At 58.6% G+C, this 14,277-nt stretch carries 16 protein-coding genes; 13 read left to right on the top strand and 3 right to left on the bottom strand.

Annotation, left to right across the window (positions count from 1 at the left end):
• The first annotated feature begins 48 nt into the window (after positions 1 to 48).
• From mnmG to AC54AG_RS18160, 13 genes are all read left to right on the top strand, one after another.
• Positions 49 to 1,986 carry a tRNA uridine-5-carboxymethylaminomethyl(34) synthesis enzyme MnmG gene (gene mnmG, locus AC54AG_RS18220; protein WP_319992001.1) on the top strand — a complete coding sequence of 646 codons (1,938 nt, stop codon included), beginning with the start codon at positions 49 to 51 and terminating at the stop codon, positions 1,984 to 1,986.
• Positions 1,983 to 2,627, top strand: a complete 645-nt coding sequence (gene rsmG / locus AC54AG_RS18215) for a 16S rRNA (guanine(527)-N(7))-methyltransferase RsmG (protein WP_496631176.1) — start codon at positions 1,983 to 1,985, stop codon at positions 2,625 to 2,627. The genes mnmG and rsmG overlap by 4 nt, the downstream gene beginning before the upstream one ends.
• 158 nt (positions 2,628 to 2,785) lie before the next feature.
• The gene (locus tag AC54AG_RS18210; RefSeq protein ID WP_034752687.1) at positions 2,786 to 3,556 is read left to right on the top strand and encodes a ParA family protein; all 771 of its coding nucleotides are present in this window, start codon (positions 2,786 to 2,788) and stop codon (positions 3,554 to 3,556) included.
• Between the two features lie 64 nt (positions 3,557 to 3,620).
• Positions 3,621 to 4,508: a ParB/RepB/Spo0J family partition protein gene (locus AC54AG_RS18205; RefSeq protein ID WP_034752690.1), complete on the top strand. Its 888-nt coding sequence runs from the start codon at positions 3,621 to 3,623 to the stop codon at positions 4,506 to 4,508.
• A 270-nt stretch (positions 4,509 to 4,778) separates the two neighbouring features.
• Positions 4,779 to 5,147, top strand: a complete 369-nt coding sequence (locus tag AC54AG_RS18200) for an ATP synthase subunit I (protein ID WP_034752692.1) — start codon at positions 4,779 to 4,781, stop codon at positions 5,145 to 5,147.
• Between the two features lie 51 nt (positions 5,148 to 5,198).
• Positions 5,199 to 6,008, top strand: coding sequence for a F0F1 ATP synthase subunit A (gene atpB / locus AC54AG_RS18195; protein WP_046681851.1), 810 nt, complete (start codon positions 5,199 to 5,201; stop codon positions 6,006 to 6,008).
• A gap of 59 nt (positions 6,009 to 6,067) precedes the next feature.
• Entirely contained in the window at positions 6,068 to 6,346 is a 279-nt protein-coding gene (gene atpE / locus AC54AG_RS18190) for a F0F1 ATP synthase subunit C (RefSeq protein ID WP_034752695.1), read from the top strand.
• A gap of 43 nt (positions 6,347 to 6,389) precedes the next feature.
• Entirely contained in the window at positions 6,390 to 6,860 is a 471-nt protein-coding gene (locus AC54AG_RS18185; RefSeq protein WP_034752697.1) for a F0F1 ATP synthase subunit B, read from the top strand.
• Between the two features lie 2 nt (positions 6,861 to 6,862).
• Positions 6,863 to 7,408, top strand: coding sequence for a F0F1 ATP synthase subunit delta (locus AC54AG_RS18180; protein WP_034752699.1), 546 nt, complete (start codon positions 6,863 to 6,865; stop codon positions 7,406 to 7,408).
• Between the two features lie 78 nt (positions 7,409 to 7,486).
• A complete protein-coding gene (gene atpA, locus AC54AG_RS18175) occupies positions 7,487 to 9,028 on the top strand; it encodes a F0F1 ATP synthase subunit alpha (protein ID WP_034752701.1) in 1,542 nt (513 codons plus the stop codon).
• A gap of 62 nt (positions 9,029 to 9,090) precedes the next feature.
• Positions 9,091 to 9,966 carry a F0F1 ATP synthase subunit gamma gene (gene atpG / locus AC54AG_RS18170; RefSeq protein ID WP_072456005.1) on the top strand — a complete coding sequence of 292 codons (876 nt, stop codon included), beginning with the start codon at positions 9,091 to 9,093 and terminating at the stop codon, positions 9,964 to 9,966.
• 29 nt (positions 9,967 to 9,995) lie between these two features.
• Positions 9,996 to 11,396: a F0F1 ATP synthase subunit beta gene (atpD, locus tag AC54AG_RS18165; RefSeq protein WP_034752705.1), complete on the top strand. Its 1,401-nt coding sequence runs from the start codon at positions 9,996 to 9,998 to the stop codon at positions 11,394 to 11,396.
• 62 nt (positions 11,397 to 11,458) lie between these two features.
• Complete coding sequence (locus AC54AG_RS18160) at positions 11,459 to 11,878, top strand: F0F1 ATP synthase subunit epsilon (protein ID WP_034752707.1); 420 nt, start codon at positions 11,459 to 11,461, stop codon at positions 11,876 to 11,878.
• Between the two features lie 69 nt (positions 11,879 to 11,947).
• Here the strand turns inward: AC54AG_RS18160 and rsgA are convergent, their stop codons facing one another.
• From rsgA to speD, 3 genes are all read right to left on the bottom strand, one after another.
• On the bottom strand, positions 11,948 to 13,012 hold the full coding sequence (gene rsgA / locus AC54AG_RS18155; protein WP_496631172.1) for a ribosome small subunit-dependent GTPase A: 1,065 nt from the start codon (positions 13,010 to 13,012) through the stop codon (positions 11,948 to 11,950).
• A 275-nt stretch (positions 13,013 to 13,287) separates the two neighbouring features.
• Positions 13,288 to 13,842, bottom strand: a complete 555-nt coding sequence (locus AC54AG_RS18150; protein WP_034752711.1) for a hypothetical protein — start codon at positions 13,840 to 13,842, stop codon at positions 13,288 to 13,290.
• Positions 13,843 to 13,905: 63 nt separating this feature from the next.
• Positions 13,906 to 14,277, bottom strand: coding sequence for an adenosylmethionine decarboxylase (speD, locus tag AC54AG_RS18145; RefSeq protein WP_496631170.1), 372 nt, complete (start codon positions 14,275 to 14,277; stop codon positions 13,906 to 13,908).

Raw genomic sequence — 14,277 nt, 5'->3', positions numbered from 1 at the left:
ATCGGAGCTCTCTTCCCGCATTTTTACTTGCACTGTTACCTATTTATCATGTTATTTCCTACAGAATTCGACGTCATCGTTGTCGGCGGTGGTCACGCCGGTACCGAGGCGGCCCTCGCTTCCGCCCGCATGGGGCAGAAGACGCTATTGCTCACGCATAATATTGAGACTCTGGGCCAGATGTCGTGCAACCCCTCCATCGGTGGCATCGGCAAGGGCCATCTGGTCAAGGAAGTCGATGCCATGGGCGGCGCGATGGCGATCGCCACCGACGAATCCGGCATCCAGTTCCGCATCCTGAATTCCTCGAAAGGCCCGGCAGTTCGCGCCACGCGCGCCCAGGCCGACCGTATTTTGTACAAGGCCGCCATCCGCACGCGCCTGGAAAACCAGCCGAATCTGTGGCTGTTCCAGCAAGCCGTCGATGACCTGATCGTCGAAGGCGACCGGGTCGTCGGCGCCGTGACGCAGATTGGCTTGAAGTTTCTTGCGCGCGCCGTCGTGCTGACGGCCGGTACTTTCCTCGACGGCAAGATCCACGTGGGCTTGAATAATTATTCGGCTGGCCGCGCCGGCGACCCGCCCGCCATCTCGCTGTCGGCCCGCCTGAAAGAGCTGAAACTGCCGCAGGGCCGTTTGAAAACGGGGACGCCGCCGCGCATCGATGGCCGTACGATCGACTTTTCCGTCATGCAAGAACAGGCGGGCGACCTCGATCCCGTGCCTGTGTTCTCCGTGATGGGGAACACGGCCATGCACCCGCGCCAGGTGCCGTGCTGGGTCACGCACACGAATAGCCAGACGCATGACATCATCCGCGCCGGCCTGGACCGCAGCCCCATGTACACGGGCGTGATCGAAGGCGTCGGCCCCCGTTATTGCCCCTCGATCGAAGACAAGATCCACCGTTTCTCGGGCAAGGAATCGCACCAGATCTTCCTCGAGCCGGAAGGCTTGACGACGCATGAGTTTTATCCGAACGGTATCTCCACGAGCCTGCCGTTCGACGTGCAGATCGCCCTGGTGCAATCGATGAAGGGCATGGAAAACGCCCATATCCTGCGTCCCGGCTACGCCATCGAATACGATTATTTCGACCCGCGCGGCTTGAAAGCGTCGCTGGAAACGAAGGCCGTCGCCGGCCTGTTCTTCGCAGGCCAGATCAACGGCACCACCGGCTACGAAGAAGCGGCCGCGCAAGGCATGCTGGCGGGCCTGAATGCGGCCTTGCTGACGCAGGACAAGGAAGCCTGGGTACCGGGCCGCTCCGAGGCCTATCTGGGCGTGCTGGTCGACGATCTGATCACCCAGGGCGTGCAGGAACCGTACCGCATGTTCACCAGCCGCGCCGAGTACCGTTTGAGCCTGCGCGAAGACAATGCCGACATGCGGTTGACGGAAATCGGCCGCGCTTTGGGCTGCGTCGGCGACGCCCAATGGCAAGCGTTCGAGACCAAGCGCGAAGCGGTGGCGCTGGAACTGCAGCGCCTGCGTTCCACGTGGGTCAATCCGCGCATCCTGGCGGCCGCCGAATCGGAACGCATCGTGGGCCAGGCCATCGAGCGCGAGTACTCGCTGGCGGACCTGCTGTGCCGCCCGAACGTCGCCTACGATACCCTGATGAGCATGACGGGCATGGAAGGCCAGGCCCTGGCCGGCCCCGGCGTGATGGATCCCGCCGTGCGCGAACAGGTGGAAATCCAGCTCAAATATGCGGGCTACATCGAGCGCCAGAGCAAGGAAATCGAGCGCCACGAACACTATGAAAACCTGGCCTTGCCGGAAGGTTTCAATTATCTCGATATCGGCGCACTGTCGGTCGAAGTGCGGCAAAAACTCGACAAGCAGCGCCCGGAAACCCTGGGCCAGGCATCGCGCATTTCGGGCGTGACGCCGGCGGCCATTTCGCTGCTGCTGGTGCACCTGAAAAAGCGCGGCTTTGGCGCCGCGCACACCACCACTTTAAAGGACGAGGTTGTTGAATGAAGCAGTTTGACCGGGCCGCATTGGCCCCTATTTTGAATGAAGGCATCGCCGCGCTGGGGCTGGACCTGAGCGCGGATCAGACGGAAAAACTGCTCGATTACCTGGCCTTGCTGGCCAAATGGAATAGCGTGTACAACCTGACGTCGGTGCGCGATCCTATGCAGATGCTGACCCTGCACGTGCTCGATTCGCTGGCCGCCGTGCCGGCGTTCGCGGATGCAAAGAATGTGCTCGACGTGGGCGCCGGCGGTGGCTTGCCGGGCATGGTCCTGGCCATCGCGCGGCCCGATATCAAGGTGTCGATGATCGATACCGTGCATAAAAAGACGGCTTTTTTGACGCAAGTGAAGGCCGAACTGGGCTTGAGCAACGTTAGCGTGTACACGAAACGGGTGGAACAGCTGGAAGTGCAGCAGAAATTCGACGTGATCACCTCGCGTGCCTTTGCCGACCTGTCCGACTTCGTCAACTGGTCGAACCACGTACTGGCCGAGGGCGGGCAATACATCGCCTTGAAAGGGGTGGCACCACCAGACGAGAGAGAGCGATTGCCGGCGGACTGGAAAGTGACGGAATTACGAGCAATCCAGGTGCCAGGGCTAAATGCAGAGCGTCATCTGGTCTTTATAGCAAGAATTTAAAAGTCAAAAAATAAATGAGATAAACAGTTTATACGGTATAAATAATATAAACCGTATAAACGATTTATATCGTATAAATGAAATAAACAGTATAAATCGTTTCGGCCGAATGCCGGGGCGCGTGATGAAGTTTGCATCTCTTTACAACTAGAAGATACATGGCCAAAATTTTTTGTGTAGCAAATCAAAAGGGTGGTGTTGGTAAAACCACAACAAGCGTCAACCTCTCCGCCGGTCTGGCCAAGTTGAACCAGCGTGTGCTGCTGGTCGACCTCGACCCGCAGGGCAATGCGACCATGGGTGCCGGCATCAACAAGGCCGGCCTGAAGGCGTCGACCTATGAAGTGATGCTGGGCGAGTCCGATGTCAAGACGGCACGCCAGCGTTCGGAAGCGGGGCGCTTCGATGTCTTGCCGTCGAACCGCGAGCTGGCCGGCGCGGAAGTGGAGATGGTCGAGCTCGACAACCGCGAACGCCGCCTCAAGGATGCGCTGGCCGAAGTGGACGGCGAATACGATTTCATCCTGGTAGATTGCCCACCGGCATTATCGATGCTGACCCTGAACGGCCTGTGCGCCGCGCATGGCGTGATCATCCCGATGCAGTGCGAGTACTACGCGCTGGAAGGCTTGTCCGACCTGGTCAACACCATCAAGAAGGTGCACGCCAATCTGAACCCGGACTTGAAGATCATCGGCCTGCTGCGCGTGATGTTCGATCCACGCATGACATTATCGCAACAAGTGTCGGCCCAGCTGGAACAGCACTTCGGCGACAAGGTGTTCAATACCATCATCCCGCGCAACGTGCGCCTGGCCGAAGCGCCGTCGTACGGTTTGCCCGGCGTGACCTTCGACCCGAGCTCGAAAGGTGCGCAGGCGTATATCGCCTTCGGCGCCGAGATGGTCGAACGCATCAAACATATGTAAACAAGGGGCGAGCGTCTGCACGATACGGTGTGAGCGCTTACTCTGAAAACACGATTAGGACAGTATGGCTACGAAAAAATTAAAAGGACTGGGCCGCGGACTCGACGCCCTGTTGGGCGGCGGCGGTGGCGACTTCGCCAGTCCGGACACGAATCAACCGTCGAACTTGCCCGTGTCGCAAATGCAAGCGGGCAAATACCAGCCGCGCACGCGCATGGACGAGGGGGCCTTGAACGAACTGGCCGCCTCGATCAAGGCGCAAGGGCTGATGCAGCCGATCCTGGTGCGCCCGATCGGGCAAGACACCTTGAGCGGACTTGTCAAATATGAAATCATCGCCGGCGAACGCCGTTTCCGCGCCTCGCAACTGGCCGGCCTGACGGAAGTGCCGGTGCTGGTGCGCGATGTGGACGACCTGGCCGCCGCGGCCATGGCGCTGATCGAGAATATCCAGCGCGAAGACCTCAATCCCCTGGAAGAAGCGCAGGGCATTCACCGCCTGATCGCCGACTTCAGTTTTACGCATGAGCAAGCGGCCACTGCGCTGGGACGCTCGCGCAGCGCCGTGTCGAACCTGTTGCGTTTGATGAACCTGGCCGCTCCCGTGCAAACCATGCTGATGGCCGGCGATATCGACATGGGTCATGCGCGCGCGCTGCTGGCCGTCGATGCGGCCAGCCAGATCACCCTGGCGAACCAGGTCGTGGCCAAGCGCCTGTCCGTGCGCGAGACGGAAAAGCTCGTCACGCGCACGGTCGAGGAAGCGGCCAACCCGGTCGAGCCGCGGCAAAAGGAAAAGTCCGGCGACATCGCGCGCCTGGAAGAAGAGCTGTCCGATGCACTGGCCACGCCCGTGGTGTTCAAGATGGGCAACAAGGGCCGTGGCCAATTGGTGATTGATTTTGCCGATCTTGACGTACTGGATGGTTTGTTGACCCGCTTGCGTGGTTAAATAGCAAGCTGCAAAGACAGGGGCCATGCGGGTGTGGACAATCGGGCCATGCTTTCCGGATGCACCACGTGATTCCTTGATAACACGGCTGGGAGCGGCCAGACAAGCGGCTTTGCCATATAGTGGTGCAAATGGCGGCGAATAGTCGGTAAAGCGTCAGTTTCACGCAGCAATTGCCCTGCTGCGGTGCAGCAACGTTTGACTCTATAGATCAAAGCCAACTATAATCCCGTGTCTTTGCGTGTGTAGATTTTTCTGGGAACTTGGCAATTGAGTGATTCACAACAAAGTATTGCCAAGCCAGTCTACAAAGTAGTTGCCTTGCAGCTAGCAATCGCTATCAGTTTTGCCACGGTCACCCTGTTTTTCGGTGGCAGTGTCAGAGGCTGGTCCGCCGCATACGGCGGCGCTATCGCAGTCATCGGTAGCCTGGTGTATGCCCTGTTGGTGGTTCGCGGTTCTAGCGACGCCAATAAGGCATTCCGGGCGCATTTGCGCGCAGAAGTGGTGAAAATATTTATCACAGCGGTGCTGTTTATATTGGCACTGGTGTTGTTTCAGTCGGCCGCCTGGTTATGGCTGATCTTGGGTTTCGCGGTGGCAACCTTAGCATACTGGTTTTCATTGCTCGCTGTTTAATCATTGGTTTTGGGGCCTGTTGAGCTCTGAAACGACAAATCTAAATTCATTATGACCACAGAACACGCTATTGAAGCGGGCCATGCTGCCCCGGCCAACGCCACAGAATACATCAGTCACCATCTGGCCCACCTGAGAAGTGCCGACGGCATGATCAATCTGGATACGTTCTGGATTTCGGCCATTCTGGGCTTTGTTTTCCTGGCTGTTTTCTATATGGCGTCGCGCCGCGCGACGGCTGGTGTCCCCGGCAAGTTGCAAAACTTCGTCGAAATGGTCATGGAAATCGTCAATGACACTATTAATGGGGCCTTCCACGCGAAAAGCAAGGTCATCGCGCCGCTGGCCATCACAATTTTTGTGTGGGTCTGGTTGCTGAACGCGATGGACTTCCTGCCGGTTGACCTGTTGCCGAAGATTCTGAGCTGGTTTGGCGTGCATAAACTGCGCGCCGTGCCGACCGCCGACGTCAACCACACCTTCGCCATGTCGCTGTCGGTCGTGCTGTGCGTGATCGCCTTCTCGATCAAGGCCAAGGGCCTGGGCGGCTGGATCAAGGAACTGTTCACGGCACCGTTCCACGCGAGCGGCCTGATCGGCACGATCGCCCTGGCACCTGTCAATTTCTTGCTGCAAATGGTTGAGCTGGTTGCAAAACTGATCTCCCTGTCGCTGCGACTGTTCGGCAATATGTATGCCGGCGAACTGATTTTCATCTTGATCGCGTTGTTGCCTTGGTGGGCACAGTGGGCGTTGGGTGGTCCATGGGCAATTTTCCATATCTTGATTGTAACTTTGCAAGCTTTTGTGTTTATGGCGTTGACGGTTGTGTATCTGAGCCTTGCGGTTGAGAAACATTAATCATTAACTTTATATTTTGTTTTTTTAGTATCTTTCGTTTTTAAATTTAGGAGAATTTTATGCAAGCTCTGATCGCACAAGTACAAAGCATGACCGTTCTGGCAGCAGCAATCATCATCGGCCTGGCCGCAATCGGCACCGCTCTGGGCTTCGCTATCTTGGGTGGCAAATTCCTGGAAGCTTCGGCACGTCAACCAGAACTGATGCCACAACTGCAAACCAAACTGTTCGTTATCGCTGGTCTGCTGGATGCTATTTCGATGATCGGCGTTGGTGTTGCTCTGCTGTACACGTTCGCTAACCCGTTCCTGTCCGCTCTGACGGCTGTTGCTCAGTAATTCGCTCCAACCCTAGGAGAAACTTTTAGTTAGGAGCAAAGGTATGGACATCAATATGTCGCTCATCGGCCAGATGATCACCTTCGCGGTGTTGGTCTGGTTCTCGATGAAGTTCGTATTTCCAGCGCTGAACAATGCGCTGGATGAGCGTGCCAAACGAATCGCGGATGGATTGGCTGCGGCCGATCAAGGTCAAGCTTCGATGGCAGTCGCTGAAAAGCGTGCGCAAGAGGCATTGAACAGTGCACGTGAAGAAGCGTCGCAACGCGTTGCGGACGCTGAAAAGCGCGCGCAGCTGGTTGCTGAAGAGATCAAGCAAAATGCACAAGCTGAAGCTGCGCGTATCATTGCGCAAGCCCAGTCGGACGCCGAACAGCAACTGTCGAAAGCACGCGAACAATTGCGCGCTCAGGTGGCTGACCTGGCTGTCAAGGGTGCCGAGCAGATCTTGAAGCGTGAAGTTAACGCTACGGCTCACGCCGAAATGTTGCAGCGTCTTGCTGTCGAGCTGTAATCATGGCAGAACTCGCAACCGTCGCCCGTCCCTACGCGGAAGCTTTGTTCCGCGTAGCCCAAGCTGGTAAGGAGTCAAGCAACCTCGCGGCGTGGTCCGAGCTGGTGTCCGAACTGGCACAGATCGGTAGCCACCCCGAGGTACAGGCGTACGCGCGCAATCCGAAAGTTTCGGAAAGCGACGTCGCCGCCACCATCCTGTCGTTGTTGAAATCGCCGCTCAATGAGGAAGTGAAAAACTTCGTCACGATGTTGATCGAAAATGGCCGCATCAGCCTGCTGCCGGAAATCGGCGCGCAATTCCATGCCTTGAAAAATGGCCTGGAAGGTGCGGCTGACGCCGAGATCACGAGCGCTTTCGATCTGAGCGAAGGCCAAACGGCCGAGCTGGTCGCAACGCTGGAAAAGAAATTCAGTCGTAAGCTCAACCCTGCCGTCACAGTGGATCCATCGCTGCTCGGCGGCGTGCGCGTGGTCGTTGGCGACCAGGTGCTCGATACCTCGGTGCGCGCCAAGTTGCAGCAACTGCACGCTGCACTGGTGTCGTAAGACACGCGCTTCGGCAGGCCAGCTTAGACAGACCCTTACCCCTCGCGCAAGCTGAGAGAAACACTTTTAGGAGTTAGTATGCAACTCAACCCATCTGAAATCAGCGAGTTGATCAAGAGCCGGATCCAAGGTCTTGACGGCGGCGCTGAAGTGCGTAATCAAGGCACGGTTATTTCCGTCGCCGACGGTATCTGCCGCATCCACGGTTTGTCGGACGTGATGCAAGGCGAGATGCTGGAATTCCCAGGCAACACGTTTGGCCTGGCAATGAATCTGGAACGCGACTCCGTCGGTTCCGTGATTCTGGGTGCCTACGAGCACATCTCCGAAGGCGACACGGTGAAATGCACCGGCCGCATTCTGGAAGTGCCAGTCGGTCCTGAGCTGCTCGGCCGCGTTGTCAACGCGCTGGGTCAGCCGATCGACGGCAAAGGCGCCATCGAAACCAAACTGACGGCCGCGATTGAAAAAATCGCACCGGGCGTGATCGCCCGTGAGTCCGTTTCGCAACCGATGCAAACCGGCCTGAAGTCGATCGATGCGATGGTTCCAGTTGGCCGCGGCCAGCGCGAACTGATCATCGGCGACCGTCAAACCGGCAAGTCGGCTGTGGCGATTGATGCGATCATCAATCAAAAAGGCCAGGGCATGAAGTGTATCTACGTCGCGATTGGCCAAAAAGCCTCGTCGATCAAGAACATCGTGCGCTCGCTGGAACAGCACGGCGCGATGGAATACACCATCGTTGTCGCCGCTTCCGCTTCGGAATCGGCCGCCATGCAATACATCTCGCCGTACTCCGGTTGCGCCATGGGCGAATACTTCCGTGACCGCGGTGAAGATGCACTGATCGTCTACGATGATCTGTCCAAACAAGCTGTTGCATACCGTCAAATCTCGCTGCTGCTGCGCCGTCCACCAGGTCGCGAAGCGTACCCAGGCGACGTGTTCTACCTGCACAGCCGTCTGCTGGAACGCGCAGCACGCGTGAACGCCGATTACGTCGAGAAGTTCACCGACGGCGCCGTCAAAGGCAAGACCGGTTCCCTGACGGCACTGCCGATCATTGAAACGCAAGCTGGCGACGTGTCCGCATTCGTTCCAACCAACGTGATTTCGATTACCGACGGTCAGATCTTCCTGGAAACCTCGCTGTTCAACGCCGGTATCCGTCCTGCAATTAACGCCGGTATTTCCGTATCGCGCGTCGGTGGCGCCGCCCAGACCAAGGTCATCAAAAACCTGTCCGGCGGTATCCGTACCGACTTGGCGCAGTACCGTGAACTGGCCGCGTTTGCGCAGTTCGCTTCGGACCTCGATGAATCGACCCGCAAGCAGCTGGACCGTGGTGCCCGCGTAACGGAATTGCTCAAGCAAGCCCAATACTCGCCACTGTCGATCTCGCTGATGGCCGTATCGCTGTTCTCGGTGAACAAAGGCTTCATGGACGACGTGCCAGTCAAGCAAGTGCTGTCGTTCGAAGCTGGTGTCCACGCTTACATGAAGACCAAGCAAGCTGCTCTGCTGGCCAAGATCGAAGAAACCAAGCAACTCGACAAAGACAGCGAAGCAACTCTGTCGGCGGCCATTGCTGATTTCAAGAAATCCGGCGCATATTAAGCGGCCAGGCGGCGCCCACCTCGAGTGAGGCGCCGCCCTACGCGCAGAAGGAGTAAGGACTCATGGCATCAAGCAAAGAGATACGAGGCAAGATCAAGAGCGTAGAGAATACGAAGAAGATCACCAAGGCGATGGAAATGGTCGCCGCGTCCAAAATGCGCAAGGCGCAAGACCGGATGCGGGCCGCTCGTCCCTACAGTGACAAGATTCGGAATATCGCCGCCAATCTGGCGACCGCCAATCCGGAATACACGCACCCGTTCCTGGCAGCTGCCCAGGGTACGCAAGCGAAGGCAGTGGGTTTCATCGTTGTCACGACCGACAAAGGTCTGTGCGGCGGCATGAATACCAACATCCTGCGCCAGGTGACGTCGAAGTCGCGCGAGCTGGAAGCAGCTGGCAACCGGGTTGAAGCAGTTGCCATCGGTAACAAGGGTTTGGGTTTTTTGAATCGCATCGGCGTCAAGATCGTCGCCTCTGCCATTCAGACCGGTGATACGCCCCACCTGGACAAACTGATCGGACCCGTCAAGGTCATGCTCGAAGAGTTCCAGGCAGGCAAGATCGATGCAGTGTACCTGTGCTACACCAAATTCATCAACACGATGAAACAGGAACCAGTCGTGGAGCAATTGCTGCCCCTGACGGCCGACAAGATGGTCGCCGACAAGAGCGCACACTCGTGGGATTACATCTACGAGCCGGATGCACAAAGCATCATCGACGAATTGCTGGAGCGCTATGTAGAAGCGCTGGTGTACCAGGCAGTCGCGGAGAATCTGGCGTCCGAGCAATCGGCACGGATGGTCGCGATGAAAGCTGCAAGCGACAACGCGGGTAGTGTGATCGGCGAATTGAAGCTGATCTACAACAAGACCCGCCAAGCTGCGATTACCAAAGAACTCTCCGAAATCGTCGCCGGTGCGGCTGCGGTTTAAACGAATTTAACTATATTGAAGGAACGAACATGGCTGATGGCAAAATCGTTCAGTGTATCGGCGCTGTGGTGGACGTTGAGTTTCCCCGCAACGCGATGCCTAAGGTATTTGATGCCTTGAAGATGGCAGGCTCGGAACTGACCCTGGAAGTACAACAGCAGTTGGGCGACGGCATTGTCCGTACCATTGCACTCGGCTCGTCCGATGGCCTGCGTCGCGGCATGATGATCCAGAACACCGGCAAACCTATCATGGTGCCAGTCGGTAAAGCAACCCTGGGTCGCATCATGGACGTGCTGGGCAACCCGATCGACGAATGCGGCCCCGTGTCGCACGAGCAGATCGCGTCGATCCACCGCACCGCTCCTGCATACGACGAACTGTCGCCATCGCAAGAACTGCTGGAAACCGGCATCAAGGTGATCGACCTGGTTTGCCCGTTTGCAAAAGGCGGTAAAGTTGGTCTGTTCGGCGGCGCTGGCGTAGGCAAGACCGTGAACATGATGGAACTGATTAACAACATCGCCAAGGCGCACAGCGGCGTGTCCGTGTTCGCCGGTGTTGGTGAGCGTACTCGTGAAGGTAACGACTTCTACCACGAGATGGCTGACGCGAAAGTGGTCGATCTGGAAAACCCGGAGAATTCCAAAGTCGCGATGGTCTACGGTCAGATGAATGAACCGCCAGGTAACCGTCTGCGCGTTGCGCTGACCGGCCTGACGATCGCTGAATCGTTCCGTGATGAAGGCAAAGACGTTCTGTTCTTCGTCGACAACATCTACCGCTTTACGCTGGCTGGTACCGAAGTCTCGGCACTGCTGGGCCGTATGCCGTCGGCTGTGGGTTACCAACCGACCCTGGCTGAAGAAATGGGCCGTCTGCAAGAGCGTATTACGTCGACCAAGACCGGTTCGATCACCTCGATCCAGGCCGTCTACGTTCCAGCCGATGATTACACCGATCCGTCGCCTGCTACCACGTTTGCTCACTTGGATTCGACCGTTGCGCTGTCGCGTGACATCGCTTCCCTGGGTATCTACCCAGCCGTGGACCCACTGGATTCGACCTCGCGTCAGCTGGATCCGTTGATCGTTGGTCAAGAGCACTATGACACCGCGCGTGCCGTGCAAACGACCCTGCAACGCTACAAGGAATTGCGCGACATTATCGCGATTCTGGGTATGGACGAGCTGGCACCGGAAGACAAACTGCTGGTCGCCCGCGCACGTAAGATGCAGCGTTTCCTGTCGCAGCCTTTCCACGTCGCTGAAGTCTTTACCGGCGCACCTGGTAAATACGTTTCGCTCAAAGACACGATCAAGGGCTTCAAAATGATCGCTTCGGGCGAACTCGATCACCTGCCGGAACAAGCGTTCTACATGGTCGGCACGATCGAAGAAGCAATCGAAAAAGCCAAGAAACTTAACTAAGTTAAGTCTGGGCCTAACCCCGCCCCTCAGAAGGCGGGGTTCTTCAACCCGATAGGACACACATGGCACACACAATTCACGTTGACGTGGTTTCCGCTGAAGAACTGATTTTTTCAGGCGAAGCAGAATTCGTCGCGTTGCCGGGTGAACAGGGCGAGCTGGGTATCTACCCACGCCACACGCCTTTGATTACCCGCATCCGTCCGGGCGCGGTCCGCATCAAGGTAGTCGGCCAGGCTGAAGAAGAGTTCGTCTTCGTTGCCGGCGGCCTGCTGGAAGTGCAACCGGATACCGTGACTGTCCTGGCCGATACCGCGATCCGCGGTCACGACCTCGACGAAGCGAAAGCGCTGGAAGCGAAGAAGTTGGCGGAAGAAAATATCCACAACAAGGATTCGGGCATCGACTACGCGCAAGCGCAAGCCGAGCTGGCCAGCGCAATTGCGCAACTGGCAGCGATCCAGAAGCTGCGCAAGATGTAATCACTGCGCCGCGCAAGAAAGGCAGCCTTCGGGCTGCCTTTTTTTTCAGCAAACGAATTTCAGTAAAAATTAGCGGCGTTTGTCCTTGCCCCTTTCCAGTCCCGCCTTCAATACCGTCTTCCACTTGGCGCGCGCGGCGATGCGCTCGAGCGGCGTTTCCTCGCTGCGCCGGGCGTCGCGCAGCAGCTTGTGATAATTGCGCAGGCGGTCCCCATCGACGGCGCCACGCACGGCACAACCGGGTTCGCTCGCATGCCGGCAATCGCGGAACTGGCACGCCGCCGCCAGCGCCGCGATGTCGTCAAAGGTAGCGGCCAGCGTTTCCGCATCGGCATCGGCGCGCCAGCTGCGCAGCCCCGGCGTGTCGATGATGCAGGCCCCGCTGGCACACAGGTGCAGGGAGCGCGCCGTCGTCGTGTGGCGCCCGCGCCCGTCGCCATGGCGCACGCCGTTGGTTACCTGCTCCACCGCGCACAAGGTATTGGTCAGGCTGGACTTGCCGGCACCCGATGAACCGAGCAGCACCAGGGTCTGGCCTGCACCCAACCAGGGTTCCAGGATGGCCACGTCATACGCATGGCGCGTATCGATGGCAAACAGGGGCACGTGTGGCGGCAGACGGTGCTTGAGCTGCGCCAGCTTGCCCGCCACGTCGTCGGCCACGTCGGCCTTGCTCAGCACCACCACGGGCGTTACTTGCGCTGCCAGCACGATGGACAGATAGCGCTCCAGGCGGCGCGGATTGAAATCCTCGTCCAGTCCCATCACCAGCAGGGCCGTATCGACATTGCTGGCAAGCAGTTGGCGCCGGCCGTCATTGCCGCGCCGCGCGATCTGCGTGACTGGGGATAAGTGCGCCGTTATCCACAGCGTGCCGTGACCATCGGCTTCGGCGGCGACGCAGTCGCCCACCGTGAGGATGGTGTCCTGTGCCTGCAGTTCGTGCAGCAGGCGCGGCAGGATCTGCGCCGGCTGTTCCAGGATGCCGTCGTGCACGCCGATGCTGTCGCGGTGCACGGCGCAAACGCGCATCAGCTGCGCGGCGGGGGAAGAGATGTCGAGCTGGGTGGCTGCGCTGGCGATGGCCTGCTGCAGCCCGATAAGGCGTAGTTGTGCAAAATCGAATGCGATCATGGTAGCGTTATTCCAGATTCTGTCGTCCGCGTGCGGACGTGTAGCCTGCGCGTGCAGGCACCGCCAGTCGCGATGACTGGCACGAAAGAAGGGGAACGTCGGCTACGCGATCAGCGTATGGGGAAGTGCGGGCTAAAAATCTTAGCGGGGAAAAACGGTGATCAGGCAGCCGACAGCACGGCAGTATCCGAATGGCGCATGTTGTCTACTCCTGTTGTGTGATGGAAAACACCAGTGTGCCAGCGGCCTGCGCCGCCGTCAACAGAGGGTGTGGCTTAGCTGCACATGCCGTAAGCCTGGCGCTCGGGGAAATAGCGGTACGTAAACGTGCGCACCGGATAGCGCTTGCCGCCGACGAGCATGTCGGGCATCGACAGATCGAAGCGCTGCGGCAGCTGGCGCGGCAGTTGCAATCGCAAGCGCCATTGCGTTTCCTTGCTGTTGCCGACGGCGGAAAACATGATGGGCAGCTGCTCGATGACGTCGACGATCTCCGCCTTCTGGTTCATGCCGCGCTGGTAAATGGTGAGTATCTTGGCTTGCGCGAAGGGCGGCTGTTTCGGTTCTTCCAGCAGGAAGGACAGGCGCGTAAAACTGGCTTGCGTACCGACGGGCAAAGTAAAAATCAGCGCCAGCTCCGTGCCGCCTTCCTTCAGGGTGACGGGCGGCGTGGCGTAGATGCTGATACCGCGCGGCAGCTCGAAACGCGAGCCCTCCGTCCACGTCTTGCACTCGGGCGTGGTGGCCTGGTACAGGCTGGGCGCCGTGTAGTCATCGCAGGCGGAAACCAGCAGCAGCAGGGGCAAGGCAAGGAGGGCGGAACGGCGCATGGGAGTCACGGTTGGGGAATGAGCCGACAGTGTAAGCGATCCCCACGCGATCCACCAGCGACGCTAGGAATGCCCGGGCGGCGCACGGCGTATGGATTGCAGCTGGCAATGCGCGGCCTGCAGCGCATCCTTGATGATGTCGAGCGCCAGCTGCGGCCGCGCCGCACCGCACATGAAGATGTCGACGGCGGCAAAGCCGACCTCGGGCCAGGTATGCAGCGAGATGTGCGATTCGGCCAGCAGCAGCACGCCCGTGACGCCCTGACCCGGGCCAAAGCTGTGGAAATGGCCGTGCAGCACTTGCGCGCCGGCCGCGATGGCGGCGTCGCGCAGCAGGCGCTCGAGCTCGGCGCCGTCGCGCAGAGGCTCCGGCGCGATGCCCGACAGGTCGGCCAGCAGATGGGTGCCCAGGGGCAGATGCGGTGTGGACGCCAT

The sequence above is a fragment of the Janthinobacterium sp. BCJ23 genome, from assembly GCF_059617945.1.
Note: the sequence above shows the minus strand (reverse complement) of the source record. Positions and strands in the feature narration are given on the sequence as shown.